Source organism: Antarcticimicrobium sp. (assembly GCF_029212575.1).
Lineage (GTDB): Bacteria > Pseudomonadota > Alphaproteobacteria > Rhodobacterales > Rhodobacteraceae > Antarcticimicrobium.
The window spans coordinates 23,105-49,178 of record NZ_JARGPK010000036.1; the positions used below are offsets into that span (position 1 = coordinate 23,105).

Annotated in this window: 25 protein-coding genes, 2 tRNA genes and 1 pseudogene; 14 read left to right on the plus strand and 14 right to left on the minus strand. The window is 67.7% G+C overall.

The window, feature by feature from the left end; all coding sequences use genetic code 11:
• The first annotated feature begins 90 nt into the window (after positions 1 to 90).
• The 3 genes from recJ (at position 91) to P1U75_RS06485 (ending at position 2,235) form a co-directional block, all read left to right on the plus strand.
• Complete coding sequence (gene recJ, locus P1U75_RS06475) at positions 91 to 1,833, plus strand: single-stranded-DNA-specific exonuclease RecJ (RefSeq protein ID WP_300241160.1); 1,743 nt, start codon at positions 91 to 93, stop codon at positions 1,831 to 1,833.
• A 101-nt stretch (positions 1,834 to 1,934) separates the two neighbouring features.
• Positions 1,935 to 2,009 (plus strand) — tRNA-Glu (locus P1U75_RS06480).
• Between the two features lie 151 nt (positions 2,010 to 2,160).
• A tRNA-Glu gene (locus P1U75_RS06485) sits at positions 2,161 to 2,235 on the plus strand.
• Between the two features lie 111 nt (positions 2,236 to 2,346).
• Here the strand turns inward: P1U75_RS06485 and P1U75_RS06490 are convergent.
• The 11 genes from P1U75_RS06490 to P1U75_RS06540 all read right to left on the minus strand — a co-directional run bounded on the left by P1U75_RS06490 (position 2,347) and on the right by P1U75_RS06540 (position 14,144).
• Positions 2,347 to 3,426 carry a DUF1513 domain-containing protein gene (locus P1U75_RS06490; RefSeq protein WP_300241162.1) on the minus strand — a complete coding sequence of 360 codons (1,080 nt, stop codon included), beginning with the start codon at positions 3,424 to 3,426 and terminating at the stop codon, positions 2,347 to 2,349.
• A gap of 2 nt (positions 3,427 to 3,428) precedes the next feature.
• Entirely contained in the window at positions 3,429 to 4,445 is a 1,017-nt protein-coding gene (locus tag P1U75_RS06495; protein WP_300241164.1) for an imelysin family protein, read from the minus strand.
• Positions 4,446 to 4,448: 3 nt separating this feature from the next.
• Positions 4,449 to 6,008: a di-heme oxidoredictase family protein gene (locus P1U75_RS06500; protein ID WP_300241166.1), complete on the minus strand. Its 1,560-nt coding sequence runs from the start codon at positions 6,006 to 6,008 to the stop codon at positions 4,449 to 4,451.
• 112 nt (positions 6,009 to 6,120) lie between these two features.
• Entirely contained in the window at positions 6,121 to 7,131 is a 1,011-nt protein-coding gene (locus P1U75_RS06505) for a porin (RefSeq protein WP_300241168.1), read from the minus strand.
• A gap of 67 nt (positions 7,132 to 7,198) precedes the next feature.
• On the minus strand, positions 7,199 to 8,461 hold the full coding sequence (locus P1U75_RS06510) for an imelysin family protein (protein ID WP_300241171.1): 1,263 nt from the start codon (positions 8,459 to 8,461) through the stop codon (positions 7,199 to 7,201).
• A complete protein-coding gene (locus P1U75_RS06515; RefSeq protein ID WP_300241173.1) occupies positions 8,458 to 8,643 on the minus strand; it encodes a hypothetical protein in 186 nt (61 codons plus the stop codon). The genes P1U75_RS06510 and P1U75_RS06515 overlap by 4 nt, the downstream gene beginning before the upstream one ends.
• Positions 8,644 to 8,898: 255 nt before the next feature.
• A complete protein-coding gene (locus P1U75_RS06520) occupies positions 8,899 to 10,443 on the minus strand; it encodes an acetolactate synthase large subunit (RefSeq protein ID WP_300241176.1) in 1,545 nt (514 codons plus the stop codon).
• Between the two features lie 98 nt (positions 10,444 to 10,541).
• The gene (locus P1U75_RS06525; protein ID WP_300241179.1) at positions 10,542 to 11,483 is read right to left on the minus strand and encodes a Gfo/Idh/MocA family oxidoreductase; all 942 of its coding nucleotides are present in this window, start codon (positions 11,481 to 11,483) and stop codon (positions 10,542 to 10,544) included.
• A gap of 24 nt (positions 11,484 to 11,507) precedes the next feature.
• Positions 11,508 to 12,359, minus strand: coding sequence for a class III extradiol dioxygenase subunit beta (locus P1U75_RS06530; RefSeq protein WP_300241182.1), 852 nt, complete (start codon positions 12,357 to 12,359; stop codon positions 11,508 to 11,510).
• On the minus strand, positions 12,359 to 12,760 hold the full coding sequence (ligA, locus tag P1U75_RS06535; RefSeq protein ID WP_300241184.1) for a protocatechuate 4,5-dioxygenase subunit alpha: 402 nt from the start codon (positions 12,758 to 12,760) through the stop codon (positions 12,359 to 12,361). The genes P1U75_RS06530 and ligA overlap by 1 nt, the downstream gene beginning before the upstream one ends.
• A gap of 172 nt (positions 12,761 to 12,932) precedes the next feature.
• Positions 12,933 to 14,144, minus strand: a complete 1,212-nt coding sequence (locus P1U75_RS06540) for a LysR family transcriptional regulator (RefSeq protein WP_300241187.1) — start codon at positions 14,142 to 14,144, stop codon at positions 12,933 to 12,935.
• A 139-nt stretch (positions 14,145 to 14,283) separates the two neighbouring features.
• On the opposite strand from P1U75_RS06540, the gene P1U75_RS06545 reads away from it, so the two are divergent.
• The 4 genes from P1U75_RS06545 to P1U75_RS06560 all read left to right on the plus strand — a co-directional run bounded on the left by P1U75_RS06545 (position 14,284) and on the right by P1U75_RS06560 (position 17,245).
• Positions 14,284 to 15,162: an amidohydrolase gene (locus tag P1U75_RS06545; protein ID WP_300241189.1), complete on the plus strand. Its 879-nt coding sequence runs from the start codon at positions 14,284 to 14,286 to the stop codon at positions 15,160 to 15,162.
• A gap of 14 nt (positions 15,163 to 15,176) precedes the next feature.
• Positions 15,177 to 15,536 carry a protocatechuate 4,5-dioxygenase subunit alpha gene (locus tag P1U75_RS06550; RefSeq protein ID WP_300241191.1) on the plus strand — a complete coding sequence of 120 codons (360 nt, stop codon included), beginning with the start codon at positions 15,177 to 15,179 and terminating at the stop codon, positions 15,534 to 15,536.
• Positions 15,537 to 15,538: 2 nt separating this feature from the next.
• Entirely contained in the window at positions 15,539 to 16,387 is an 849-nt protein-coding gene (locus P1U75_RS06555) for a class III extradiol dioxygenase family protein (protein ID WP_300241194.1), read from the plus strand.
• A 159-nt stretch (positions 16,388 to 16,546) separates the two neighbouring features.
• Complete coding sequence (locus P1U75_RS06560) at positions 16,547 to 17,245, plus strand: CbiX/SirB N-terminal domain-containing protein (RefSeq protein ID WP_300241197.1); 699 nt, start codon at positions 16,547 to 16,549, stop codon at positions 17,243 to 17,245.
• A 13-nt stretch (positions 17,246 to 17,258) separates the two neighbouring features.
• On the opposite strand, the gene P1U75_RS06565 is transcribed toward P1U75_RS06560, so the two are convergent.
• On the minus strand, positions 17,259 to 17,894 hold the full coding sequence (locus P1U75_RS06565; protein ID WP_300241199.1) for a ChrR family anti-sigma-E factor: 636 nt from the start codon (positions 17,892 to 17,894) through the stop codon (positions 17,259 to 17,261).
• Complete coding sequence (locus P1U75_RS06570; RefSeq protein WP_300241201.1) at positions 17,891 to 18,433, minus strand: sigma-70 family RNA polymerase sigma factor; 543 nt, start codon at positions 18,431 to 18,433, stop codon at positions 17,891 to 17,893. Before P1U75_RS06570 ends, P1U75_RS06565 begins: the two co-directional genes overlap by 4 nt.
• Before the next feature lie 201 nt (positions 18,434 to 18,634).
• Here P1U75_RS06570 and P1U75_RS06575 point away from each other — a divergent pair, with 201 nt between their 5' ends.
• From P1U75_RS06575 to P1U75_RS06605, 7 genes and pseudogenes are all read left to right on the plus strand, one after another.
• Entirely contained in the window at positions 18,635 to 19,933 is a 1,299-nt protein-coding gene (locus P1U75_RS06575) for an FAD-dependent oxidoreductase (protein WP_300241203.1), read from the plus strand.
• Positions 19,930 to 20,673 (plus strand): annotated as a pseudogene (locus tag P1U75_RS06580) (DUF1365 domain-containing protein); the annotation flags it as partial. The gene P1U75_RS06575 and the pseudogene P1U75_RS06580, both read left to right, overlap by 4 nt.
• Before the next feature lie 40 nt (positions 20,674 to 20,713).
• Positions 20,714 to 21,277, plus strand: a complete 564-nt coding sequence (locus tag P1U75_RS06585) for a DUF3833 domain-containing protein (protein ID WP_300241206.1) — start codon at positions 20,714 to 20,716, stop codon at positions 21,275 to 21,277.
• Positions 21,278 to 21,431: 154 nt separating this feature from the next.
• Positions 21,432 to 22,298, plus strand: a complete 867-nt coding sequence (locus P1U75_RS06590; protein ID WP_300241208.1) for a xanthine dehydrogenase family protein subunit M — start codon at positions 21,432 to 21,434, stop codon at positions 22,296 to 22,298.
• A complete protein-coding gene (locus tag P1U75_RS06595; RefSeq protein WP_300241210.1) occupies positions 22,295 to 22,774 on the plus strand; it encodes a (2Fe-2S)-binding protein in 480 nt (159 codons plus the stop codon). Before P1U75_RS06590 ends, P1U75_RS06595 begins: the two co-directional genes overlap by 4 nt.
• Complete coding sequence (locus P1U75_RS06600; protein WP_300241213.1) at positions 22,774 to 25,023, plus strand: xanthine dehydrogenase family protein molybdopterin-binding subunit; 2,250 nt, start codon at positions 22,774 to 22,776, stop codon at positions 25,021 to 25,023. The genes P1U75_RS06595 and P1U75_RS06600 overlap by 1 nt, the downstream gene beginning before the upstream one ends.
• Positions 25,016 to 25,261 carry a MoaD/ThiS family protein gene (locus P1U75_RS06605; RefSeq protein WP_300241214.1) on the plus strand — a complete coding sequence of 82 codons (246 nt, stop codon included), beginning with the start codon at positions 25,016 to 25,018 and terminating at the stop codon, positions 25,259 to 25,261. Before P1U75_RS06600 ends, P1U75_RS06605 begins: the two co-directional genes overlap by 8 nt.
• A gap of 180 nt (positions 25,262 to 25,441) precedes the next feature.
• Here P1U75_RS06605 and P1U75_RS06610 read toward each other — a convergent pair whose 3' ends face one another.
• A complete protein-coding gene (locus P1U75_RS06610; protein ID WP_300241217.1) occupies positions 25,442 to 25,723 on the minus strand; it encodes a hypothetical protein in 282 nt (93 codons plus the stop codon).
• Positions 25,724 to 26,074: the final 351 nt, after the last annotated feature.

Here is a 26,074-nt window from a genome sequence, read left to right on the forward strand (position 1 = left end):
CTTGCGCCGGTGCCTCCGGCGGGAGTATTTTCGGCCAGAAAAAGGGGTGGGTCCACCGTGGTCCGACCTTGAGTCATTGGAGGTAAGCAGGTGGCATTCCTGGGGGTCGAGACCTCTCTGACCGGGCGGCGCTGGACCGGCCCCTCGGTCGAATTGGACCGCGCCTCCGAGGCAATGGTCCAGGCCACCGGCCTGCCGCGCCCGGTTTGCCAGGTTCTGGCCCGCCGGGGGGTGCCACCGGAAGAGGCCGAACCGTTCCTGACCCCGCAGCTGCGCGACCTTCTGCCCGACCCGCGCAAGATGAAGGACATGGAGGCGGCGGCCGCCCGCTTCGTCGAGGCGGTCAAACGTGGCCAGCGCATCGCGGTCTTTGCCGATTACGATGTCGACGGCGGCAGTTCGGCGGCACTGCTCCTGACCTGGTTGCGGGGAATGGGGCGCGATGCCACGCTCTACGTGCCCGACCGGATCGACGAGGGCTATGGCCCCAACGAGCCTGCGATGCGCGATCTGGCGGCGCAGCACGACCTGATCGTCTGCGTCGATTGCGGCACCCTCAGCCACGGGCCGATCGCGGCGGCCAGGGGCGCCGACGTAATCGTGCTCGACCACCACCTTGGCGGCGAGACGCTTCCCCGTTGCGTCGCCGTGGTGAACCCCAACCGGCAGGACGAAAGCGGCGATCTGGGCTATCTCTGCGCCGCCGGCGTGGTGTTCCTGATGCTGGTCGAGGCGCGGCGACAGCTGCGCGAGGGCGGCGGCGGCACCGGGCCGGACCTGATGGCGCTTCTGGATCTGGTGGCGCTGGCCACGGTGGCCGACGTCGCCCCGCTGATCGGCGCCAACCGGGCGCTGGTGCGCCAGGGGCTGCGGGTGATGGCCCAGCGCAAGCGGCCCGGTCTGGTGGCGCTTTCGGACGTGGCGCGGATGGATTCGGCGCCGAGCAGCTATCACCTGGGGTTCCTGCTCGGGCCACGGGTCAACGCGGGCGGACGGATCGGCAAGGCCGATCTGGGCGCGCGGCTGCTGGCGACGCAGGATGCGAACGAGGCGCAATCGCTGGCCGAACGGCTGGACCAGCTCAATACCGAGCGGCGCGAGATCGAAGAGGGGGTACGCGCCGCCGCGATGGAGCAGGCCGAGGCGCGCGGCTTCGACGCACCGCTGGTCTGGGCGGCGGGCGAGGGCTGGCATCCCGGCGTGGTGGGCATCGTCGCCTCGCGCCTGAAGGAAGCCGCCAACCGCCCCGCCGTGGTGATCGGGCTGGAGGGCCGCGAGGGCAAGGGATCGGGGCGCTCGGTCTCGGGCGTCGACCTGGGTGCTGCGATCCAGCGGCTGGCCGGCGAGGGGCTGCTGCTCAAGGGCGGCGGGCACAAGATGGCCGCCGGACTGACCGTGGCGCGCGACCGGCTGGAGGAGGCGATGGCGCGCCTGTCCGATCTGCTGGCGCGGCAGGGCGCGGGACAGGCCGGGCGCGCCGATCTGAAACTTGATGGCGCGCTGATGCCCGGCGCAGCGACGGTGGAGCTGATCGAGCGGATCGAACAGGCCGGCCCGTTCGGCGCCGGGGCCCCCGCCCCGCGCTTTGCCCTGCCCGATCTGCAGGTCCGCTTTGCCAAGCGCGTCGGCGCCGCGCACCTGAAACTGTCGCTCAGCGACGGCATGCAGGGACGGCTGGAGGCGATCGCCTTCGGCGCCTATGACAGCGATCTGGGCCCCCGGCTTGAGGCGCATGGCGGCGCGCGGTTCCATTTTGCCGGGCGGCTGGAGATCAACACATGGGGCGGGCGGCAGAGCGTGCAACTGCGCCTCGACGACGCCGCGGAGGCCTGAGGCGGACCAAGGCGCTCGGGGGGTGAAAATTCTGCAGCCCGTCGCGGATTTTCACTTGCGGGGTTCGGCGCGATTGCCTAAAGAACCGCTCACCACAGCGTGGCCCGTTCGTCTATCGGTTAGGACGCCAGGTTTTCAACCTGGAAAGAGGGGTTCGATTCCCCTACGGGCTACCACATCCCAAACGCCTCCGAAAAGTTTCATGAACGCCAAGGGCTTGGCCCCTGTGCGCCGCGTCATGCGGGGCGCGTGCCGGCCGGCGGAATTTCCCCCGGCCCCCCTTGCGTCCCGTCGCGCAATTGCATAGTCAGGCGCTCACCACGCCGTGGCCCGTTCGTCTATCGGTTAGGACGCCAGGTTTTCAACCTGGAAAGAGGGGTTCGATTCCCCTACGGGCTACCAGTGCTTCCCGCTCAGATTCCGGCACCGACGGCACCGCGCGTTCCGCGCCGCGCCGTCGTGCAGTTTGGGGAATTTTCGCGCCGAATTGTACGATCCGCACGACGCCCGGTTTCAGGCGCCGGAGAACCGCACCAGGTGGTTGTCCCAGCGCACCGGGGCGCGGGTGACCGGGGTTTCGCCCGCAGGGTCCAGCCGCGCCAGCCGCCCGGTCCCGGACGACAGCAGGAAGCCCCCCGGCGCGGCACCGAGACCGCAGACATCCTCCATCGCGAGGCTCTGCGCCAGCGCGCCGGTTTCCACGTCAAAGGTCTGTACCCGCCCCCCGCGCGGCGAGGAGACCGCGAGCAGGCTACCATCGCCGGAAAAGGCGACGCTGCCGCCATAACCGTTCATCTGGTCCGCGGAGCCTGCGCCCAGCAGGCGCGGCGCGGCACCCCGGTGGTGGGTGCCCAGAACCGGGGGCAGAGCACCCTGCCCGCCCTGCCATTGCATCGCAAAGCCCACCAGCCCGTCACCGCGCAGGTCGAGGTGGCGGATCGAATTCATGTGCAACGCGGGGGGGAGTTCGACCAGTTCGCGCAACGCGCCCTCAAGGCCAAGGTAAACCAGGTTGGGCTGCATCACCGGGATGTTCAGCTTGGCCCGTCCGCTGTCGGGGTGGGTTTCGATCCCTCCGTTGGCGATCACCAGCGTCGCGCCATCGGGCATCAGGCGGATGTCATGCGGCCCGACCCCGTGCGAGGCGAATTCGCCCAGCCGCCGGTAACCCGCTGCCACGTCCCAGACCCCGATCACGCCGCGCGCGGCGTCGTAATCGTTCTCGGGCGTGTAGAGCAGCGATCCGTCGCGGGAAAACACCCCGTGGCCGTAGAAATGCCGCCCCTGCGGAGCGGAGAACTCGGCCACGGTGCGGCCGGTGACGCAGTCGAGGACAAAGGCGAAGGTGCCCGGGCGGCGGGCAAAGCCCACCGCATGCGCCCGGTGCGGGTGGGCGGCGGCGGCATGGCCGCGCCCGGGGATCGGCTGGCGAAAGCGGATCGCGCCATCCCCGGTCAGCCCGTAGAGCGCATGGGTGCCATCCGCCCCCTGCCCCGCCGAGAGGTAATCGGGCGCGCCCGCCTCGGCCCATGTCGCCGCCGGGGCCAGCCCGGTGGCCAGCATCCCCACCAGAAATCCGCGCCGCGATGTCATGATCAGTCTCCGTCCAGTGAATTGAACCCGGCGGCAACGCCCAGCGCCGGGCCGAGGCTCTGGCTGGCCTCGGTGCGGATTGCCGCGATCGCCTGTTGCAACACCTCAATGCGCAGCCACCCCTGCGGCGTGGCGACCCCGGCAAAGACCGGATCGTCGAGTTTGGCTGCCCGGGCCAGCGCGGTATCAAAGCCGTGATCCAGCCGCGCGGCGAGATCCGCCTCTCCGGCGGCAAGACGCGCGGCCAGGTCGCGCAGCGCGGTGAGAGAGACCACCACGTGGTGCAGCGACCGGCCAGAGCGGCGCGCCTCGGCCCGCAGCGGGCGCGGCTTGCCGACCTGGCCCATGGGGCGGCCCAGCCGCAGGTCGGCGTTGATCTCAAGCCCGGTGGTCAGCGCCTTGAAAAACTCCTGCAGGACCTCCGCGTCATTCTGGTAGGGGCCGCCCACGCCGGGCGCGCGCATCAGCGCGGCGTAATTGCTCTGCCAGTCGCGGGAGAGGTCGGCGGCGGTCGCGGCGATATCGCCGGCGACGGCGCGGGTGAGTGCGCAGCGATAGGCCGCGTCGCCCAAGCTGGCGATCCCGGGATCGTAGAGCAGCAGTTCCAGCGCATAGAACCCACGCCCGGCAATCGAGACGGTGGCAAACTCCCCGGCGGTTTCGACCACGGGATCTTCGCCGGCGATCAGGCTGCGCAGGATCTTGGGCGTCAGGCCACGTGTATCGGGCCAGAAGGCGAGGGAAAATCCGCGCGCCTGCGTTTCGGCGGGGCCAAAGCGCAGGTGGCTGACGGCGATCCAGGCGTCGAAGGCGGTTCCGTAGGCGCTGCGCAGCGCCGCGCTGTCCGCCGTGCAATCGGCGCGGGTGGCGGCATCGAGCGCGGCGGTGGTTTCGGCCAGGGCCCCCATTCCCGGCAGCACGTGATGGTCGAGGATGTCATCGGATTTGGCACCCGCCTGTGCCGCGCCCGCGCTCAGCGTCAGGAACCCGGTGAGGAGGAGGGAAACGAAGAATCGCATGATCTACAGGCTCTCCAGAAAGCGGATCAGGGCGGCGCGGTCGGCGGGGGGCATGGCAATCACCCGGTCGCTGTGCGGCTGCGCCTCGCCGCCGTGCCAGAGGATCGCCTCGATCAGGCTGCGGGCGCGCCCGTCGTGCAGAAAGCTCGCCCGGCCGCTGACCGTTTCGGTCAGGCCGATCCCCCACAGCGGGGCGGTGCGCCACTCTCGCCCTGTCGCACGCCCCTCTGGGCGGTCATCGGCCAGCCCCGGCCCCATGTCGTGCAGCAGCATGTCGGAATAGGGCCAGATCAGCTGGAAGCTTTGCGCCGATTGCTCGGGCAGCACATGGGTGACGAATTTGGGCCGATGGCAGGCGGTGCAGCCGGTATCATAGAACAGGCGCTTGCCACGCAGCACCTGCGGGTCGCCCGGATCGCGGCGGGCGGGCACCGAGAGGTTGCGGGTGTAGCGGGTGACGAGATCGAGGCCGGTGTCGTCCACCTCGAACACCCGCGCGTCGCCGTCGCCGTGCGGGGCGGCGCGGCAGGCGGTTTGCGCGGTGGTACAATCGCCCCAGCCCGCCGGGACAAGAGGGGTGGAAAGGCCGATGTCGTCGGCAAAGGCGCGCGCGCTTTGGTCGCGCAGGGTGGGCTGGGCGGCCTTGCGTCCGAACCGGCCCAGCATCGGGCGCTGGTGCGTCATCGACCAGGTGATATTGGCGCGCCCCGAGATGCCGTTACCGTCGCGGTCGTCGGGATCGGTGCCGGCGAGGATCTCTTGCGCCGGGATCGCCTCCAACAGGCCCAGGCCGATCATCTGCGGCGCGGTGCGGGCGCTGATCCGGGTTGCGGGGTCGAGCGGGCCGTGGGCAAGGTCGTTCAGCCGATAGCGCGGGGCGTGGAGCGTTGCGCTCCCGCCACCCGAGAGCGGGATCTCGATCGCGTCATGGTCGATCGTGAGGCGGTATTCGGGCATGAGGCCGGGCAAGGCGCGGGTCTGCAACTGCCGCCCATAGACCGGGTCGGGGGCGGCGAAATGGTATCCCGGAATCTCGGCCATCGGCCCCGCCGCCGCGCCCGGTTGCGACAGGTGCAGGACCAACCCGACGGGCGCCTCGCCCGGTGTGGGCGGGTGGCCGCGCCCGTCGCGGATGTGGCAGCTTTGGCAGGCCCGCGCGTTGTAGAGCGGCCCGAGACCGTCGGAGGCCAGCGTCGAGGAGGGCGACGACACCCAGAGCTTTTCGAACAGCGCCTTGCCGGTGCGGAAATCAAGCTCCTCCTCGAAATCGAGCGTGGTGTCGGGCTGGGCAAAGGCCTGTTTGTCGGCGCGCTGCACGGTGCCGACGCCGGCGAGCCTGGCCTCGAAGGGTTCGGGGGTGGAGAAATCCCGCGCCGGGCGGACCGCACGGGCGGCGCGCAGCGCCTGCGCCGCGCTGGGGGGCGCGGGTGCGAGATGCGGATCTTCGGTGTTGCCGGTCAGACCGGAGGAAGAGGCCGCCAGCCCGATCAGCGACAGACCCGCCAGCCCCCAGAGACGGCGCGTGGCGGGCGGACCCTTGTAACGCCACATGATTTTCAGCATAGCTGCCTCTTTCAGCGAGGGGCGCCCTCTGCCCCAAGATGTCCTGCGGTGCAGGGTGCACCGGGGACGGACCGGGATCAAAGGCCAATGTCCCCGGCCCGCCGTGGTTGTCCTAGCCGCCCAGCGGGATCACCAGGTTCACACCGAACATGGTGTCCTCGGTGCCGGCATCATCGACCCGGGCCAGCGCGCCGTCCAGGGTCATGCCGTTGGCCAGTTCGTATTCGGCCCCGACCGAGATCAGGTCGGTGCGCCCGGCGCTGGACAGGTCGCGCATGGCGTAGGTGCCCGACAGGGTCAGCTGGCCGATGGCATAGGCCGCGTTCAGCGTGGCATAGGTGGCGTCATCCGCAGTGCCGCCGTAGCCGTCAAAGGTCGCCACCTCGCCAAAGAGGTCGAGCCCGTTGCCCAGCGAATGACCCAGACCGGCGACGATGCCGGTCTCGTCGCTGACGTCGCCCAGCCCGGCCGAGAGATAGCGCAGGCCGACATAGCCAAAGGTGTCGTTCCATTCGTTGGACCATTGCAGCGCGGCATTGTTCAACTCTCCGGTGTTGCCGGCGCCGCCGAGGGTGGTGGAATTGCGGCCCCGGTTGAAGCCGACAGAATCGCTCAGCCCGGTGTCGTCGGCATAGAACACACCCAGCGCCAGCGTGCCTGCGGCGCCGAGATCAACCTCGGCCAGGGCGCCGATCTGTTCGGCCAGTTCGTAATCCTCGGCCAGCGCCGCGCCATAGAACCCGGCGGCCGCGTCCCATGCGGTGCCGAAGGCCGGCGAGACTTTGCCGATCCGGAAGGTGGCCGCGCCGGTTTCGAACTGCAGGCCAAACTCGTGGAAATAAAAGCCGTATCCGGTGTTGCCACCGGCGTCCTCAAGCTCTTCGAAGGTCAGCCCGCCGAAGATCGACAGGCTGTTGGTCAGGGCAAAACCGCCGTTGAATTCGCCGCTGGCATAGGCGCTGTCGCCCTCGTTGGCGGGCAGGGTCGAGTCGAAGGTGGATTCGTAGCCGATCTCGACCTCGCCCTCCCAGGTGAAGCGGCTGGCCTGCTGCGCCATCACGGAGGGCGCGCACAGGAGTATCGGCGCGCCGAGGGCCAGCGCCGCAGTCAGGGTCTTACTCATGTCTTGGTCTTTCTTGGAGAGCAAGGCCGGGCTGGCGCGGGCGCGGGCTGGGCCGGATTGGGTGGGGTTACTGGAACACGGCGGTGGGGTTATCCAGGCTGTCGGAGCCTTCAAATTCCGCCTGGTCGATGTCGAGCGTGGCGACAATCCGCTCGATGGTCCTGGTCTGGTCGATCAGCGCATCGACGCCGCCCATCACCAGGGCCTCGCCCGCCGCGTTGCCGCGCGCCAGCATCTGGTCATAGGCGAGCCCCGCCTCGGCGGCGATCTTGATGCGGCCCAGTGCGTCCATCGTCGCGGTCAGCTTGGCGCGCATCTCGGCGTCCAGTGCCGGGTTCGCCTCGGCCACCAGATCGGAGAGCGAGGGGCCGGAGACCAGCGAGCCGTCGGCCCGCACATATTGGCCCAGATAGACGTTCTGGATGCCTTTGCCGTCGTAGAAATGGCTGTTGTGGGTGTTGTCCGAGAAACAGTCGTGCTCTTCCTCCGGGTCGTTCAGCATCAGGCCCAGCCGCATCCGTTCACCCGCCTGTTCACCGTAGGACAGGCTGCCCATGCCGGTGAGCATGGCAGAGATCCCGGCGCTCTCGTCCTGTTCCAGCGTGCCGCGGGCGGCGCCGCCCTCGGCCCATTGCGCCGCCATCCAGTCGAGGTCGCTGACCAGCAGGTCGGTCGCCGCCTTGAGGTATTGGCCGCGGCGGTCGCAGTTGCCGTTGGTGCAGGCCCCGCCCCTGGCGTAATCGGTCCAGGGGCGCATGCCGGCGCCGGGTCCGGTGCCGTTCAGATCCTGCCCCCAAAGCAGGAAGTCGATGGCGTGATAGCCGGAGGCGACGTTGGCCTCGATCCCGTCGGCCTCGTGCAGGGTGGTTTCGATCAGCGCCGGGGTGATCCGGGTGGCATCCACTTCGGTGCCGCCGATGGAAAGCCGGGGCTGCGCAACTACGTACAGCGCCGCCAAGGGGTTCTCGTCGGAGGCGCCACCATAGGCGGCATCGACATAGTCGATCAGCCCCTCGTCCAGCGGCCAGGCGTTCACCTTGCCCTCCCACTCATCGACGATGGGGTTGCCAAAGCGGAACACCTCGGTCTGCTGATAGGGCACGCGGGCGGCGCGCCACGCGGCGCGGGCGGCGGCCAGGTTTTCCGCAGACGGGGCGGCGATCAGCGCATCGACGGCGGCCAGCAGGCGGCGCGCGGTGAGCGCGCTGTCGCCATAGGCGGCCTCGGCGATGTCGGCGTAGGTATCGATCACCTCGGGTTTTTCGACGGCATGGGCGGCGGTACTGGTGAATCCGGCAAGCAGCGTCGCGCACAGCAGTTTGGTTTTCATGTCACATGTCCTCTGGTTCGGTTTTCCGGGGCCCGATCCGGCGCGTCGTGGCGCGGATGTGCGCAGCTGTGCAGGTCGTCCAGCCAATCAAGCTGGAAACAGCCCCCCTCGCCGCAGGTTTCCATCAGCGCGCACCACTCGGCGCAGCACAGCGCCGGCGGCGCGGCCGGAATCGACGGCATTGACGGAAGATCGGTTTCACACGGCATCGAAGGCCCCTTTGAGATGGAATGCGGGCTTCCATGTCGGGGACAGGGTGGCTGTGCGCGTTATAACTGAGTGATTAAGTCAGAATTGTCAACGGGTGCGTTTGTTGGTTTTGCCGTGCAATGTGACAGAGTGCGGCGACCGGCGGCGCTTCGCGCCTTGAGCCCGGACGAGAATGGGGCGCCGGGCTGAAGCCCGGCCTACGGCGGGCTGTTTTCCGCATATGCGGTCTACATCACCGCTTCGATCAGCACCGGACCGGAGGTGGCGAGCCCATCCTCCAGCGCAAGCGCGAAGGCGGCGGTATCCTCCACCCGGGTGGCCTCAACCCCCATGCCGCGAGCCATGTCGACCCAGCCCAGCGTCGGCCGGTCCAGCGACAGCATGTCGATGGCACGCGGGCCGGGGTTCTGCACCCCGACATTGGTCAGCTCGCCGCGCAGGATCTGGTAGGACCGGTTGGCGAAGATCACCACGGTAACATCCAGCCCCTCGCGCGCCAGCGTCCAGAGCGCCTGCAGCGTATACATCGCGCTGCCGTCGCCGATCAGCGCCAGCACCTTGCGGCCGGGCCGGGCGATGGCGGCGCCGATCGAGACCGGCAGGCCGTAACCGATGGAGCCGCCGCAGTTGTTCAGCCAGTCATGCGGCGGCGCGCCCGCCGTGGCCGGGCCAAAGCCGCGCCCGGTGGTCACCGATTCGTCCACCACGATGGCGTTTTCCGGGATCGCGCGGGCGATCACCGGCGCGATGCTGTCCGGGGTGAGCGGACCGAGGGGGGGAAGGTCGGGCAGTTTCGGTCGTGCCAGCCGCGCGGCGGCGCCCCCTGCCCCGGCGGCCTGGACCAGCGCGTCGAGCGTGGCGGGCAGGTCATCGCCCGCCCCGGCCAGCTCGAGGATCTCGGCCTCGGGGTGGGTCAGCCGCGCCGGTTTGCCCGGATAGGCGAAAAAGCCGATCGGCGCGCGGGCGCCCAGCAGGACGATGCGGCGGTAGGGCGCCAGCGCCTCCATCGCCAGGTCGATGGGATAGGGGATCTTTGCCACCGGCACCCGGCCCGCGCCGCGTGCGGTGCGGGCGCTGGCCCATTCGGCCATCAGCCCGCAACCGGTTTTCGCGGCGATCCGACCGGCCATCTCCAGCGCCCCGGCCGCCATCGCGCCGCCACCCAGCAGCAGCAGGCTGTCGGGCCCGGTCAGTATCTGCGCCGCCTGCTCGATCCGCGCGTCGCCGGGCCGTTTCGGCGCGGCGGGCGCCAGCCGGTCGGCCACCACGCCGCCCATCGTCCAGGCGGTATCGCCCGGCAGGATCAGGCTGGCCACCTGGCCCGGCGCGGTGCAGGCCGCGCGCACCGCTCGGGCGGCGTCGAAGCCCACGTCGGCGGCGGAGGACGAGGAGCGCACCCAATGCGACATGGGGCGCGCGATCCCCTCGATATCCGAGGTCAGCGGCGCGTCCAGCGCGATATGGCTCGAGGCATGTTCGCCGACGATATTGACCACGCCGGATCCGGCCTTTTTCGCGTTGTGCAGGTTGGCCAGCCCGTTGGCGAGGCCGGGGCCGAGGTGCAACAGGGTCGAGGCGGGCTTGCGCGCCATCCGCCAGTAGCCGTCGGCGGCGCCGGTCGCCACCCCTTCGAACAGCGCCAGAACCGAGCGCATGCCCGGAACGTGGTCGAGCGCAGCGACGAAATGCATCTCGGAGGTGCCGGGATTGGTGAAACAGATCTCGACCTCGCTGGCCAGAAGGCTGCGCACCAGGCTTTCGGCACCGTTCATCGGGTCTCTCCGGATCTATGGACATGAAAAGGGCGGGGACCGGTTGGTCTCCGCCGCTCACCTTTCCATGCCGCCGCGCGGGGCACCAGCCAAGAATTCTAGAGGCCGCGTTCGATCCGGTCCAGCGTCTCCATCGCGGGCAGGGTCTGGGCAACCGAGGCGTTGGGTTCGCGCCCCTCGCGGATCGCGGCGACAAATTCGCGGTCGATCAACTCGATCCCGTTGTTCGAGACCGTCACGCCGCTCAGGTCGATCTGGTTTTCGTTGCCGTCAAACAGATCGTCATAGCGCGCCAGATAGGTGCCGTTGTCGCAGATATAGCGGAAGAAGGTGCCGAACGGCCCGTCGTTGTTGAACGACAGCGACAGGGTGCAGATCGCGCCCGAGGGGGTCTTCATGCCGATGCTCATGTCCATGGCGATGTTCAGATCGGGGTGCAGCGGCCCCTGCAGGCCAAAGGCCTCGGACGCGGTCTCGCCGGTCTGATACTGGAACAGGTCGACGGTGTGACAGGCGTGGTGCCACAGCAGATGGTCGGTCCAGCTGCGCGGCTCGCCCTTGGCGTTGGTGTTGGTGCGGCGGAAGAAATAGGTCTGAACGTCCATCTGCTGGATCTTCAGCTCTCCGGCCATGACCCTGTTGTGGATCCACTGGTGCGAGGGGTTGAAGCGGCGGACCTGACCGGCCATGGCGGTCAGCCCGGTTTCGCGCTGCTTGGCCACCACCGCCTGGCTGTCGGCGAGGCTGTCGGCCATCGGAATCTCGACCAGAACATGCTTGCCCGCCTCCATGCACTGGATCGCCTGGGCGGCGTGCATCTGCGTCGGGGTGGACAGGATCACCGCATCGACATCCTCGCGCGCAAGGCAGTCGGCCAGGTTGTCGGCGGCATGGCCGATGCCGCGTTCGGCGGCGAAGGCCTCGATCTTGGCCCTGGTCGGCCCCATCACCGAGGTCACCTCGACCTCGTCGATGTTGGCCAGCGCATCCAGATGCTTGATGCCAAAGGCGCCATAGGCGCCGGCGACGCAAATTCTCATCTCAATTCCTCCGATAGCCTCGGTTTACGCGTGGTTTTCCAGAATGATATGCCCGACCGCCGTGTTGGAGGCAGGCACGTGATAGTGGCGGTGCACCTCGGTCACCTGTTCGTCGAGCGCGCCGCGCATGACCAGCCACATCACCATCTCGATGCCCTCCGAGCCGGTCTCGCGCAGGTATTCGATATGCTGGATCTGGCTGGCCGCGACTGGGTCGTTCGCCATCATGTCGAGAAAGCGGTTGTCCCATTCCGGGTTGATCAGCCCGGCACGCTTGTACTGCAACTGGTGGCTCATGCCGCCGGTGCCGAAGATCATCACGTTGAGATCCTCGTCATAGGCGTCGATCGCCCGGCGGATCGCCTTGCCGAGGTTATAGCAGCGGTTGCCGGTGGGCGCGGGGTATTGCACCACGTTGACCGCCAGCGGGATCACCAGCGCCGGCCATTCACCGTCCTGCGGCACCTCGCCGTACATCACCGAGAGCGGCACGGTCAGCCCATGATCGACCTCCATCTCGTTCATGATGGTCATGTCGAACTCGTCCAGCACCAGCGACTGGGCGATATGGCTGGCCAGTTTCTGGTGGTTCCTGACCACCGGCACCGGGCGCGGGCCCCAACCCTCGTCGGCGGGCTGGAACTCGGCCGCGCAGCCCAGCGCGAAGGTGGGGATGCAGGAGGCGTCGAAGGCGGTGCAGTGATCGTTGTAGACCAGGAAAATCACGTCCGGGTTCTGCTCTTTCATCCACTCTCGGGATTTCTTGAAGCCGTCGAACACCGGTTTCCAATAGGGCTGGTCGGTGATGCCGGTGTCCATCGCGACGCCGATGGCCGGCACATGGGAACAGCCCACACCTGCGGTGATCCGTGCCATTAGTCTTTCTCCCATTCCGATTTGGTGCGGTTGCCCTCGATCGGGCGGCCGCCGTGCAGCATCATGTCGCGATAGGCCTCGACCCCCATGCCGGTCATCAGCCCGGCGAGGTTCTGGAAGTTGATCCCGTCGTTGGCGGCGAGCTTGGAGGTGTAGTAGATGTTGCCGCCCAGTTCGAGCAGCCGGTTCCAGTCGCGGGCCAGCACCGCCGCGCGTTGCTCGGCGCTCATCGGGTATTTGTCGAGATAGATCTCTTCATCGGCGTTGAAGGCATCGCGGTTTTTCTGCAGGCGCAGCGAGATGCAGAACTGGTTCAGGTGATACCCCTCGCGCGAGCGGTCGGCGTCGAACACGAAGGTCCCCGGAATATCCTCATAGGGTTTTTCTGGTCGGTCGGTCATCTGCCACTCCCTCCGGCACGCGGACGGCCTGTCCGCCCCGCCCTTCACTCTAGCGCGCCGGACCCGGAATCGCACCCGGTCCGGCGGCAGCTTCCGCCCTGACCTATCAGCCGCGCGCCCGGGGCAGAAATTCTTTGCCGCCAGATTTCATTCGTTTCTGTTATAGCGGCCCCTATGCCACCTGTTTGCGGATCAGATCGAGAAACCGCGCCTGGGTCGGCGTCGGACGCCAGTTGGCCCTGTATGTCAGGCCGATGGGGCGGGCGCTGTCGCCCAGGTCGATGGGCAGCGGCGCCATGATGCCGTATTGCTGCTCGACCACGATCTGCTTGTGCGACATGATGGTGATGTAGTCGCCCCGCATCATCAGCCCCCGGACCAGCACCAGCGAATTGGCCACCACCCGCACCGGCGTGTCGGGCAATTGCGGGATGCGCAGGCTTTCATAGAGATAGCTGCCGGTGGGCGTCGGCTGGGGCGGCGCGATCCAGGGATAGGCCAGGGTATCCTCGAGCGTGAGGTTCGGCTTGCTCGCCAGCGGATGGGCGCGCGCGGCGACCACCGAGAGCGTATCCGAAAACAGCGGCTCCTGCACCACGTCGTCGGCCGGTGCCGGATCGCGCAGGGCGCCGATCAGCAGGTCAAGCTCGCCAAAGCGCAGGTCGCGCAGCAGGGTGCCATAGGGGCCGTCCACGCAGTGCAGTTGCAGCTGCCCCTCGCTCTCGCTGAGCAGCTCGTCGATTGCGGCCGGCAGGATCGCGGTGCGCGACAGCGGCATCGCGCCGACCGCGATCCGGGTGGAGTCGCGGCCGAGGTATTCGCCCACCTCGTAATGCCCCTGCCGGATCTCGGCCCGGGCCAGCCGCACGTCGTGGGCGAATGCCTCGGCTGCGGGCGTCAGCATCACGCCGCGCCGGACCGGTTCGTAGAACACCAGACCGGAAAGCCGTTCGAGATCGCGGGCGGCGCGGTGCACGGCAGGTTGCGAGACGCCAAGCTGTTGCGCGGCATGGCTGAAGTTTCCGGTCTGGGCCACGGCGGTGAGCGCGCGCAACTGCACCGAGGTGGTCAACCGGTGGAAATCCCGCCGCCCGGCGGGGCCGGGGCGCGGCGCCTTCTTGCGCGCCTGCCGCTCGCCCTCTTTCAGCAGATCGAGCGCGCGATCGACCCGGCGCAGAAAGATCTCGCCCACCTCGGTCGGGAACATCCCCTCGGGCCGGCGGTCGAACAGGCGCGCCGACAGCGCCGCCTCCAGCTTGGCCACGGCCTGGGTCACCGCCGGCTGCGACAGGTGGACCGCCGCGGCGGCCAGATTGATGCGGTGCTGCGCCGCCACCTCCTGCACCGCCAGAAGGTGGCGCACGTTCGGAAACAGAAAATCCACGGAATGCCCTCGAAATCCACAACATCTATAACATAAACCAATCCCCGTTTCCAAGCTTCCAACTGGCGCATCCGGGCCCGGCCAGCCTATTGTCCCGGCAAGCCCGGATGCGGCCCCGAAAGACCAAGGAGAGCGCCAGATGGATCCCGATTACCTGCCCTTCCACCCCAGCCCCAAGGTGCCCGATTTCACGCCGCCGGCGGGGGCGGTCGATGCCCATTGCCACGTCTTCGGCCCGGCCGACAGGTTTCCCTATTCGCCGAAACGCAAATACACCCCCTGCGACGCGCCCAAGGAAAAGCTGTTCGCCCTGCGCGACCACCTGGGATTTTCGCGCAACGTGATCGTGCAGGCCTCGTGCCACGGCACCGACAACGCCGCGCTGGTCGATGCGCTGGAGACCGCCGGCGATCTGGCGCGCGGTGTCGCCGTGGTCTCGCCCGATGTGAGCGACGAGGAGCTGCGCGAGATGGATGTCGCCGGGGTGCGCGCGGTGCGCTTCAACTTCGTCAAGCGGCTGGTCGATGCCACCCCGAAAGAGGTGTTCACCGGCATTGCCGAACGCATCGCCAGGCTGGGCTGGCATATCGTGGTCTATTTCGAGGCCCCCGACCTTGAGGAGTTGATCCTCTTCCTCGAAAGCCTGCCGACCGTGATCGTGGTCGATCACATGGGCCGCCCGGACGTGAGCAACGGCGTGGATCATCCTGATTTCCAGCGCTTTGTCGATCTTCTGGCGCGCAACGACAACATCTGGACCAAGGTGAGCTGCCCGGAGCGGCTGACCGTCGCGGGTCCGCCCTATGACGACGTGGTGCCCTTTGCCCGCCACCTGGTCGAGCGGTTTTCCGACCGCGTGCTCTGGGGCACCGACTGGCCGCATCCGAACATGAAATCGCATGTGCCCGACGACGGGCAACTGGTGGACGTGATCCCCCGGATCGCCCCCACCGAGGCGCTGCAACAGGCGCTGCTGATCGACAACCCGATGCGGCTTTACTGGCCGGACCGGGCCTGAGCGGAGGAAAGACGATGGATATTACCGAGTTCGACCATCACAGCCCGATCCCGGGCACCACGGTGTTCGACGGCAGGATGGCGATGAAGGGCTATGCGCTGAACAAGATGTGCTATTCCTTCAACGGGGCCGAAGCGCGGGAGGAATACCTTGCCGATCCAGAGGCCTATATGGAGAAGTTCGGCCTGAACGACGAGCAAAAGCAGGCCTGCCGCGACAAGAACGTGCTGGCCCTGATCGCCGCTGGCGGCAACATCTACTACCTTGCCAAGTTTGCCGGCATCTACCGGCTGGACGTGCAGGACATCGGCGCCCAGCAGACCGGCATGACCAAGGAAGACTTCAAGGAAAAACTCCGGAAAGCGGGAGACTGACCATGGCCAAGATTCTGGGTGGGCTGACCACCTCGCATATCCCCGCCGTCGGCAACGCGATCCACAACGGGCTGTTCGACGATCCCTATTGGAAGCCGTTCTTCGACGGCTATCCGCCGATCCGCGACTGGTTGGATGAACACAAGCCCGACCTCGCGATCAACATCTACAACGATCACGGGCTTGGCTTCTTCCTCGACAAGATGCCGACCTTTGCCATCGGGGCGGCGCATGAGTATCGCAACGAGGACGAGGGCTGGGGCATTCCGCAGCTGCCGCCCTTTCCCGGCGCGCCGGAGGTGAGCTGGCACATCATCGAGAGCATGGTCGAGCAGGAGTTCGACATCACCTCTTGCCAGGAGCTGGCGGTGGATCACGGGTTCGTGGTGCCGATGCAGCTGTTCTGGCCCGGCGCGCCGGGCAATTCGGACATGCCGCGCAGCATCCCGATCAGCGCCAACACCGTGCAACACCCGATCCCGACGCTGAAACGGGCGCTGGATTTCGGCAAGGCGCTGCGCCGGGCGATCGAAAGCTACCCCGAGGATCTCAAGGTGGTGGTGCTGGGCACCGGCGGGCTGAGCCATCAGCTTGACGGCGAACGGGCGGGGTTCATCAACAAGGAATTCGACCAGTACTGCATGGAAAAGATCGTCGACGATCCCGAGGCGCTGACGAAAATCAGCCGGATGGAACTGGTCGAGAAGGCCGGCGCCCAGGGCACCGAGTTCCTGATGTGGATGATGATGCGCGGCGCATTGGGCGACAAGGTGGTACGGCGGCATTCCAACTATCACATCCCGATCTCGAACACCGGGGCGGGCACCATGCTGCTGGAATGCGTCGAGTGATCTGAGCGGATTGCACTGGGGGCGCTGCCCCCGTCGCCTGCGGCGCCTCCCCCGGAGTATTTCGCGCCAGAAAAAGGAACCGGCGTCCATGGCGGCGCTGGTTCCCGTGCGTTTGCGGGCTATAATGTGGGTCCCGGCGAGCGAGAGAATACCCCGACCATGACAGATGCCCCCGCGCTGAGCGCCCTGATCGTCTCCCATGGCCAACCCTCGGACCCGGAGCCGCCCGAGGCGGCGCTGGCCGCGCTGGCCGGGCGGGTTCAAACCCACATGCCCGGCCGTGCGGTCGGCTCGGCCACGCTGGCCGCGCCCGGCACGCTGGAGGTGGCGCTGGAGCGGCTGGCGCCCGGCGGGGCGATCTACCCGTTCTTCATGGCCGACGGCATCTTCGTGCGCAAGACCCTGCCGGCGCGGCTGGGCGGGCATCCGGCGCGGGTGCTGGCGCCGCTGGGGCGCGACCCAAACCTGTCGGCGCTGGCGGCGCGACATCTGGTGGCGGAATGCGCGGCGCGCGGCTGGAGGCCGGAGGAGGCCTCGCTCCTGATCGCGGCGCATGGATCGGCGCGGGGGCCGCGCGCGGCGGCGGCGGCACGGGATTTCGGTGCAGCACTGACCGCACTCTGGCCGGGATCGGCCCCCCTGTTCGGCTTTGTCGAGGAGGCCCCGACTTTGGCCGAGGCGGCGCGGGATCTGCCCGCGCGCACGCTCTGCCTGCCGTTCTTTGCCGCCGAGGGCGGGCATTACCGCGAAGACGTGCCGGAGGCGCTGGAGGCGGCCCGGTTCGCCGGCGCGCTGCTGCCGCCGCTGGGCCAGCACCCAGGGGTGCCGGCGCTGATCGCGGCCGCGCTGGGGGGCTGACCGCGCCGCCGGGTCAGATCCGGAAGATCGGTTGCAGCAGGCGCGGGATCAGGCTGCTGAACCGCAGCGGCGCGTCGGTGGCGGCGAGACAGATGCAATCGGCCCCCGCCCCGGCCACCGGGGTATGTTCCAGCGTATCGTCGGCAATCTCGACGTCGCCGACGCGGAACTGGCCGGCCTCGTCGCTGAAACTGCCCTGCAGCACCAGTGTCAGCTCAAGGCCGTTGTGGCCGTGGTCTGGCACCGCCTGACCTGCGGGGATGTAGAGCAGCCGCGCGCTGCCGGCCTCTCCGGCGCTCAGGATGGTCTGACGCACGCCGCCGCCCAGCCGTTTCCAGCGCGGTGGACGGCCCTTCAGCGCCGCCATCACCGGGCCGGGATAGGCGCCGGAGCGGCGGAAGACGGGTTCAGGCTCGAAAGGGGTGTCCAGCAGTTCCATCAGCCCGGATTTGAGATCGGGTGACAGCGCCTCGGGCGCGGTGTCTTCCAGCAGGGCCCCGCCCAGGACCTCATGCGCCCCGAAGCTCGCCCGGCAGTCATCGCAAAGCGACAGATGCGTCGCCACGACCAGCGCAAAGGGATGCTCCAGTGCCCCGGCGGCATAGGCCGCGAGAATGGGCTCGGGGATATGGTGGGTAATCGTGTTCATGGCTCTCGGATACTCTTCAATTCGTGTCGCAGCCGGTCCAGGCCAAGGCGGATCCGTGATTTGATCGTGCCCAGCGGCAGGCCGGTCTGATGTTTGATCTGCTGATGGGTCAGTTCGCCCAGATAGGCCTTTTCGATCATCTCGCGCTGCTCGGGCTTGAGCCGTGCCAGCGCCCGTTTGAGCTGTGACGTTTCCTGTTCCAGCGCGACGACCTGGCCTGCGTCCGGTTCGCTTTCGGGCTCATGCGCCAGCGCCTCGGGCAGCGGCCGGTTCTCGCGCCGCATCTTGTCGATCTGGCGGTTGCGCGCGATCTGGTAGATCCAGCTTGAGACCTGGGCGCGCTCGGGGTCGAACATTGCGGCCTTGCGCCAGACTGTCAGCATGACCTCCTGCACCACCTCCTCGGCCTGGCCCGAGCCGATGCCGCCGCGCATCACGAAATGCTTGAGCCGGGGCGCGAAGAAATCGAACAGCGCGGCAAAGGCCGCCTTGTCCCGATTGTCCCGGACGGCGATCATCCACAGGGTCTGCTCGGACATCTTCGGCTCGGCTTTCACCGCGGTGCGATCTTTCCCCGCCCGGCCCGGCGCAGGGGGTGCGGGCGGGGTGGACGGCCTGTCGAGGGTTTCACTTTGCATCAGCATACCCCGGATACGCGGCTTTGAAACAGCCGGATCAAAAAATGATCCGGTTCTTCAAGGGCCGCGTACTCCTTTCATGTAAACCAGGGCGAGGGCAGGATGACATTTCACGACGATCGGATCGCGGCGCAGCGGATCGCCATCATCGGCGGCGGGATCTCCGGGCTGGCCGCCGCCTATCTGTTGGCCCCGCGCCACGCGGTCACCCTGTACGAGGCAGCGCCTCGGTTGGGCGGCCATGCCCGCACCATCCTGGCGGGCCGCAACGGCGATCAGCCGGTCGATACCGGGTTCATCGTGTTCAACGATGCCAATTACCCGCATCTGACCGCCATGTTCGATGCGTTGGGCGTGCCGGTCGAGAACAGCGACATGAGCTTTGGCGCCACCATCGACGGCGGCCGGATCGAATACGGGCTGAAAACGCTGTCCGCCCTCTTTGCCCAGCGCCGCAACATTACCCGGCCCGGCTTTGCCCGGATGATCCGCGACATCCTGCGGTTCAACGCCCATTCCGAGCGCGCGGCGATGGATGACAGCGCCACCGTGGGCGATCTGATGCAAGAGCTACGGCTGGGGCGCTGGTTCCAGGAGTATTACCTGACCCCGCTCTGCGGCGCGATCTGGTCGACGCCGACGGAACAGATCCGCAGTTTTCCGGCGCGGTCTCTGGTGCAGTTCTTTCGCAACCACGCCCTGCTCTCGACGCGCAACCAGCACCAGTGGAAGACCGTCTCGGGCGGGTCGATCGAATATGTCCGCCGGCTCGAGGCGCACCTGCGCGCGCGCGGCGTGGCGATCCGCAGCGGCACCCCGGTGCAGGCCGTCACGCGCGACGGCACGCAGAGCACGATCCGCACCGCGCACGCCCCGCAAGAGCGGTTCGATCACGTCATCTTCGCCTGCCATTCCGACGATGCGCTGCGCCTGCTGGAGCGCCCGACCGGAGCCGAGACCTCGGCGCTGTCCAACCTCACCTACCAGGACAACCACATGGTGCTGCACCGCGACACCGAACAGATGCCGCGCCGCCGAGCGGTCTGGTCCAGCTGGGTTTACCAGGCCGACAGCGCAACCGTGCGGGACCGGATCGGCGTCACCTACTGGATGAACCGGCTGCAGAACATCCCCGAGGATGATCCGCTTTTCGTCACCCTGAACCCGGCCCGCCCGGTGGACTCGCGGTTGATCTATGACCAGACCACCTTTCGCCACCCGGTGTTCGACCACGCCGCCCTGCGCGCTCAGCGGGAATTGACCACGATCCAGGGCGACAACAACACCTGGTTCGCCGGCGCCTATACCCGCCACGGCTTTCACGAGGACGGCATCCTGAGCGCGGTGAAGATCGCCCGCGCGCTGGAGGGCACGCCCGAGACCGAGACGCAGGCGGCATGACCCGCTGGCCGGAACATATCGCGGGGGTCACCACCCATGCGCGGCGCGGCGCGATCCGCAACGCCTTTCGCTATGGTGTCGATTACGTGCTGATCGACCCCGAGGCACGGTGCGGGCCGTGGCTCTTCGCGCGCAACCGCTTCAACCTCGCCTCGGTGCATGACTGCGACCACGGCGGGTCGCTCAAGGCCGGGCGCGGGGCGGTCTGGGCGCGTGAGGTGCTGGCCGACCAGGGGCTGCGCGACGCGCGCATCCTGCTGCTGACCCAGCCGCGCTTTCTGGGCTACCAGTTCAACCCGGTGAGCTTCTGGCTGGCCTATCGTGGATCGGACCTTGCCGCCGTGATCTGCGAGGTGAACACCCCCTTCGGCGACCGCCACAGTTACCTGTGCCACCTGCCGGGGTTCGCGCCGATCACCCCCGGGGCCCGGATCGAGGCGCCCAAGCGGCTGCATGTCTCGCCGTTCCAGGACCGCGAGGGCCAGTACAGCTTTCGCTTTGACATCCGGTCTGACCGGATCGCCATCCGGATTACCCACACGAACGGCACGGAAGGGGTGATCGCCACCCTGTCCGGGCCGCGCAAACCGGCGACCAGCCCTGGCCTGCTCTCTGGCCTTCTGCGACGCCCGGCGGGGGCGGTTCGCACCATCGTGCTGATCCACTGGCAGGCGCTGAAGCTGAAACTCAAGGGCGCGCGCTGGCGCCGCCGCCCCGCCCCCGTGCCCGAGGCGTTGACCGCTTCAACCGGGCCGGCACATGACATAAGGAGACACGCTGATGACCGCCGTACTCACGATCCTTCTGGCCGTGCTCCTGCTGGCGCTGATCGCGCGACGGCTGCTGTCCTTTCCGGCGCAGAAACCGGCTGACTACGCCGCCGCCGGCCCCGCCTTCGAGTTGCGCCGCCACCTGAACGGTCCGCTGACCTGCGACGGCATGATCTACGGGCCCACCGGGCGCGTCACCTCGCGGTTTTCCGCGCGGATGGAGGGGCGCTGGGATGGCGAGAGCGGGAGGCTGACCGAGGCCTTCGTCTATTCCACCGGATCGCGTCAGGACCGGGCCTGGGATCTGCGGATCGGCAATGACGGACGTTTCACCGCCACCGCCGAGGACGTGATCGGAGAGGCGCGGGGCGTGATCTCGGGCGCGACGATCCGTATGACATACCGGCTGCGCCTGCCCGCTGAGGCGGGCGGTCACATTCTGTCGGTCACCGATTGGCTCTACCTCTCTGAGGGCGGCGTGATCCTCAACCGGTCGCAGTTGCGCAAGTTCGGGATCAAGGTTGCCGAGTTGTTCGCAGTGATGCGCCCGGCAGAGGGAACTAAGATCGGCTGACCGGCCTGCGCGCGCCCGCGTCCGGCGGGCGCAAAACCGCCCCACGCGCCGCTGTCACTGCGCTTGCGTCACCCCGCATGTTCGATAAAGTCGCGACTCGCAGGGGCTGGCACCGCCGCGCCCTGCCCGGCCCAGCCTATCGCGAGGAATGCAGATGCAGTACCACCGACCCGCCACGTTCGAGGACGCCGTGACGCTTGCCGCCGGGGCCCAGGGGGTGACACGCTTTCTCGCGGGGGGCACCGATGTTCTGGTGCAGATGCGCTCGGACATCGTCACCCCGGACACGCTGATCGACATCAAGGCGATCCCCGGCACCCACGACATTACCCGGCAGGAGGATGGCGGCTGGCGCATCGGCGTCGCCGTCACCGGCGCCGAGATGCGCGAGCATGCCGAATTGGACCGGGACTGGCCGGGGCTGGTCGAGGCGATGGACCTGATCGGCTCGACCCAGGTGCAAGGGCGCGCGACGCTGACCGGCAACCTCTGCAACGCCTCGCCGGCCGCCGACTCGGTCCCGGCGATGATCGCCGCCGGGGTCACCGCCACCATTACCGGGCCGGACGGCAGCCGCACCGCCCCGGTCGAGGAAATCCCCGCCGGGCCGGGCAAGACCAGCCTTGCGCGGGGCGAGATGATCACCGCCCTGCATGTGCCGCCGCGCGGCACCGGGGGCGGCGATGCCTACCTGCGGTTCATTCCCCGCACCGAGATGGACATCGCCGTGGTCGGCTGCGGCGTGAACCTGGTGGTCGAGGGCGACACCATCACCCATGCCCGCGTGACGCTGGGCGCGGTCGCGCCCACCGCCGTGCTGGTCCATGCCGCCGAGGACGCGCTGGTGGGCCGGACGCTGGACGAGGAGGCGCTGACCGCGCTGGCCGACCTGGCCGAGGCCAGTTGCAACCCGATCGACGACAAGCGCGGCACGATCAGGTTCCGCACCCATGTCGCCGGCGTGCTGGCCCGCCGCGCCGCCAAGATCGCCTATGACCGCGCGAAGGGAGCCGCGAAATGAGCAAGCTGCACGTTACCACCAAAGTGAACGGCGACACGGTCGAGTTTCTCTGCGACCCGCGCGAAACCCTGCTGGACGTGCTGCGCGACCGGCTCGGCCTGACCGGCGCCAAGGAGGGCTGCGGCACCGGCGATTGCGGCGCCTGTTCGGTCACCGTCGACGGACGGCTGGTCTGTTCCTGCCTGATGCTGGGCGCCGAGGCCGAGGGCAAGGAGATCGCCACCGTCGAGGGCATCGCCGAGGGCGGGGCCCTGCATCCGCTGCAGAAGAAGTTCATCGAATATGCCGCCCTGCAATGCGGCATCTGCACCCCCGGCATCCTGGTCGCGGCCAAGAACCTGCTGGAAAAGACCCCGGACCCGACCGAAGAACAGGTCCGCTACTGGCTGGCGGGCAACCTGTGCCGCTGCACCGGGTATGACAAGATCATTCGCGCCGTGATGGACACGGCCGCCGAAATGCGGGAGGCCTCGTGATGGCGCTGGACAGTTCGAAAACCACCGGTTTCAAATATGTCGGCACCCGCCCCGACCGGCCCGACGGGTTCGACAAGGTAACCGGCCGCGCCAAGTTCGGCGCCGACGCCACCGCGCCGGGCATGCTGTTCGCCGCGATCAAGCGCAGCCCGCATGCTCATGCGCGCATCCTGCGGATCGACACCACCAAGGCGCTGGCGATGGAGGGGGTCAAGGCCGTGGTCACCCGCGCCGATTTCGCCACAGGGCTGACCGGTGAGAACTGGAACATCCTGGAAAACGTCATGGCCGGCGACACCGCCCTTTATGACGGTCACGCGGTGGCCGCCGTTGCCGCCACATCGGCGCTCTCCGCGCGCGACGCGATGAAGGCGATCGAGGTCGAATACGAGATCCTGCCGCATGTCACCGATGTCGACAAGGCGATGGAACCGGGCGCCCCTGTGATCCGCACCGGTGCGGCGGACGCCTCGGTGCCCGAGGGGCTGCATCCCAACGTGGTGCGCTACCACAAAAGCGGTCACGGCGACGTCGAGGCGGGCTTTGCCGAGGCGGATCTGGTGATCGAGGATCATTTTGTCACCGAGGCCACCCACCAGGGCTATATCGAACCGCACGCCTGCCTTGGCACGCTGGGCGCCGACGGCAAGGGCGAGCTCTGGTGCTGCACGCAAGGGCATTGGAACGTGCAAAAGGTCTGCGCCGCGCTGCTCGGGCTGGAGACCAGCCAGTTGCGCGTCACCGCGTCCGAGATCGGTGGCGGCTTTGGCGGCAAGACCACGGTGTTCATCGAACCCGTCGCGCTGGCGCTGTCGCGCAAGGCCAACCGCCCGGTGAAACTGGTGATGACCCGCGCCGAGGTGTTCAAGGCCTCCGGCCCGACCTCCTCGACCTCGATGGACGTCAGGATCGGGATGAAGACCGACGGCACCATCACCGCCGCCGAGGGCGTGTTCCGCCTGCAGGGCGGTGCCTTTCCCGGCGCGCCGATGGAGTTCACCGCCATGTGCGCCTTTGCGCCCTATGACCTCAAGCATGTGCGCCAGGTCGGCTATGACGTGCTGACCAACCGGCCGAAACAGGCGGCCTATCGCGCGCCGGGATCGCCGATGGCAGCCTTTGCAGTGGAATCGGTGATCGACGAGCTTTGCAAGAAACTCGACCTCGACCCGATCGACACCCGCCTGAAGAACGCCTCGCACGAGGGCACCCGCGCCAGCTTCGGCCCGAAATGGCCCCGCATCGGGCTGGTGGAAACGCTGGAGGCGGCCAAGGCGCATCCGCATTACACGGCCCCGTTGGCACCGGGCCAGGGGCGTGGGATCTCCTGCGGATTCTGGTTCAACCACGGCGGCGAAACCTCGGTCTCGCTGGCGATGTCCGAGGACGGCTCGGCGCAGATCATGGTCGGCACGCCGGATATCGGCGGCTCCCGCGCCTCGATGGCGCTGATGGCGGCCGAGGTTCTGGGCATCCCTTACGAGAACATCCGCTGCACCATCGCCGACACCGCCTCGCTCGGCTACAACGAGATCAGCCATGGCAGCCGGGTGACCTATGCCTCGGGCCTCGCCACCATCAAGGCGGCCGAGGCCGCCGTCGAAGAACTGTGCGCGCGGGCGGCGGCGAAATGGGGCATCCCGGAGGACGCGGTCTATTGGGAGGACGGATGTGCCAAGCCGTCGGGCCCCAACGCCGGGGATTTCGAGCCGCTGCCGATCGCCGAGATCACCGCGACCATGGGCGCCACAGGCGGGCCGATCAACGGCCACTTCGAGGCCACGCCCGAGGGCGCCGGCGTCAGCTTTGCCACCCATATCGTTGATGCCGAGGTCGACCGCGAGACCGGCTCCACCAAGGTGGTGCGCTATACCGTGGTGCAGGACGCCGGCAAGGCGGTGCACCCCACCTATGTCGAGGGTCAGTTCCAGGGCGGCGCGGCGCAGGGCATCGGCTGGGCGCTGAACGAGGAATACATTTATGGCGAGGACGGGCGGCTGCAGAACGCCGGCTTCCTCGATTACCGGATTCCCGTCGCCTCGGACCTGCCGATGATCGACACGGTGATCGTCGAAGTGCCCAACCCGGGCCATCCCTTTGGCGTGCGCGGGGTCGGGGAAACCTCGATCTGCCCGCCGCTGGCGGCCATCGCCAACGCGGTCTCGGCCGCCGCCGGTGTGCGGATGCGGCAACTGCCGATGCGCCCCTCGCGCATTCTGGAGGCCCTGGACAGCGCGGCGGATGGTTGACGTCGCGCTCTGGTCCGGCCTGCGGCCTCTGGTCGGGGGCCGGGACAGCGTGACGGTCGAAGGCGGCACCGTGGGCGAGATCCTGACCGCCCTGCGCCGGGATCACCCGGCGCTGGGTCCGACGCTGGACGCCGGCGTCTCGGTGGTGGTGGACGGCCGGGTGATCGCCGCCAGCCTGACCGAACCGGTCCACCCCGACAGCGAGGTGGTGCTGATGATGCGGCTGAAAGGGGGCTGAGGCCCGCGCCCGGCGTGGTCAATCCGAAGGTCAGGATTTCCCGGCGCGACTCTGAGAGCAATCAACAATGGTCCCGTAGGGTGGGCATTCTGCCCACCACCGAAATGGGCAACCGCCCCCCGTGCAATGGTGGGCAGAATGCCCACCCTACGGACCCGCCTTCGTACCAGCACATAGCGATCAGTCGACGGTATACTTGATGCTCAGCTTGGCCGGAACGCGCGCATCAACATACGCCTGAAAACTGTAACCTTTAATGAATGTGAAATCACTCGCGAGGAACTCGTCGGTATCTCCGTCATAAAACCGTATAGTAAGGAGGCCCTCCCGACATGTCGTGGCACCGCTGATAAACAGGTACTTCGACTTCTTCTGGTACGTGAAGTCTTCAATTTCACACTCGTCCGCAAATGCCATATTCGCGTGAAAAAGAAATACAAGCATAAGAAAAAGTCTGCGCATCAGATTTCCCCTTAAGTTGAGCACTTGAAAGTTCGACTATGAGGGACGCAAGGTCAAGGCTTAACGCTTTTTCTCTACAGGCTTCTGCGCGCAGATAATTCCTGCTCTCGAAAACAAACGGGCCTGAGAAGTCGTTGCTCGCCGTTTCTGGACGAAAGAACAGTCACGCTCCAACCTCCTGACAGTGGATGCACGACGTGTTCCAGATCTGTTCGACAGCCTCCGTAGGGTGGGCATTCTGCCCACCGCCAATTTGGGCATCCGACCCCTGTGCAATGGTGGGCAGAATGCCCGCCCTACGGGTCCGCCGTCGCATCGTTCCGCCATAGAAACAGCCAATTGAGCTTTCCC

What these genes read in the sequence shown, in the direction of transcription:
- P1U75_RS06565 (WP_300241199.1), bottom strand. Translation starts at nt 17,894, where the DNA reads ATGAACACGATTACCCACCATATCCCCGAGCCCATTCTCGCGGCCTAT.
- P1U75_RS06575 (WP_300241203.1), top strand. Translation starts at nt 18,635, where the DNA reads ATGACATTTCACGACGATCGGATCGCGGCGCAGCGGATCGCCATCATC.
- P1U75_RS06590 (WP_300241208.1), top strand. Translation starts at nt 21,432, where the DNA reads ATGCAGTACCACCGACCCGCCACGTTCGAGGACGCCGTGACGCTTGCC.
- P1U75_RS06490 (WP_300241162.1), bottom strand. Translation starts at nt 3,426, where the DNA reads ATGACATCGCGGCGCGGATTTCTGGTGGGGATGCTGGCCACCGGGCTG.
- ligA (WP_300241184.1), bottom strand. Translation starts at nt 12,760, where the DNA reads ATGACCGACCGACCAGAAAAACCCTATGAGGATATTCCGGGGACCTTC.
- P1U75_RS06585 (WP_300241206.1), top strand. Translation starts at nt 20,714, where the DNA reads ATGACCGCCGTACTCACGATCCTTCTGGCCGTGCTCCTGCTGGCGCTG.
- P1U75_RS06525 (WP_300241179.1), bottom strand. Translation starts at nt 11,483, where the DNA reads ATGAGAATTTGCGTCGCCGGCGCCTATGGCGCCTTTGGCATCAAGCAT.
- P1U75_RS06545 (WP_300241189.1), top strand. Translation starts at nt 14,284, where the DNA reads ATGGATCCCGATTACCTGCCCTTCCACCCCAGCCCCAAGGTGCCCGAT.
- P1U75_RS06550 (WP_300241191.1), top strand. Translation starts at nt 15,177, where the DNA reads ATGGATATTACCGAGTTCGACCATCACAGCCCGATCCCGGGCACCACG.
- P1U75_RS06560 (WP_300241197.1), top strand. Translation starts at nt 16,547, where the DNA reads ATGACAGATGCCCCCGCGCTGAGCGCCCTGATCGTCTCCCATGGCCAA.
- P1U75_RS06510 (WP_300241171.1), bottom strand. Translation starts at nt 8,461, where the DNA reads ATGAAAACCAAACTGCTGTGCGCGACGCTGCTTGCCGGATTCACCAGT.
- P1U75_RS06500 (WP_300241166.1), bottom strand. Translation starts at nt 6,008, where the DNA reads ATGCTGAAAATCATGTGGCGTTACAAGGGTCCGCCCGCCACGCGCCGT.
- P1U75_RS06515 (WP_300241173.1), bottom strand. Translation starts at nt 8,643, where the DNA reads ATGCCGTCGATTCCGGCCGCGCCGCCGGCGCTGTGCTGCGCCGAGTGG.
- P1U75_RS06495 (WP_300241164.1), bottom strand. Translation starts at nt 4,445, where the DNA reads ATGCGATTCTTCGTTTCCCTCCTCCTCACCGGGTTCCTGACGCTGAGC.
- P1U75_RS06520 (WP_300241176.1), bottom strand. Translation starts at nt 10,443, where the DNA reads ATGAACGGTGCCGAAAGCCTGGTGCGCAGCCTTCTGGCCAGCGAGGTC.
- P1U75_RS06605 (WP_300241214.1), top strand. Translation starts at nt 25,016, where the DNA reads ATGGTTGACGTCGCGCTCTGGTCCGGCCTGCGGCCTCTGGTCGGGGGC.
- P1U75_RS06570 (WP_300241201.1), bottom strand. Translation starts at nt 18,433, where the DNA reads ATGTCCGAGCAGACCCTGTGGATGATCGCCGTCCGGGACAATCGGGAC.
- P1U75_RS06595 (WP_300241210.1), top strand. Translation starts at nt 22,295, where the DNA reads ATGAGCAAGCTGCACGTTACCACCAAAGTGAACGGCGACACGGTCGAG.
- P1U75_RS06505 (WP_300241168.1), bottom strand. Translation starts at nt 7,131, where the DNA reads ATGAGTAAGACCCTGACTGCGGCGCTGGCCCTCGGCGCGCCGATACTC.
- P1U75_RS06610 (WP_300241217.1), bottom strand. Translation starts at nt 25,723, where the DNA reads ATGCGCAGACTTTTTCTTATGCTTGTATTTCTTTTTCACGCGAATATG.
- P1U75_RS06555 (WP_300241194.1), top strand. Translation starts at nt 15,539, where the DNA reads ATGGCCAAGATTCTGGGTGGGCTGACCACCTCGCATATCCCCGCCGTC.
- P1U75_RS06600 (WP_300241213.1), top strand. Translation starts at nt 22,774, where the DNA reads ATGGCGCTGGACAGTTCGAAAACCACCGGTTTCAAATATGTCGGCACC.
- P1U75_RS06530 (WP_300241182.1), bottom strand. Translation starts at nt 12,359, where the DNA reads ATGGCACGGATCACCGCAGGTGTGGGCTGTTCCCATGTGCCGGCCATC.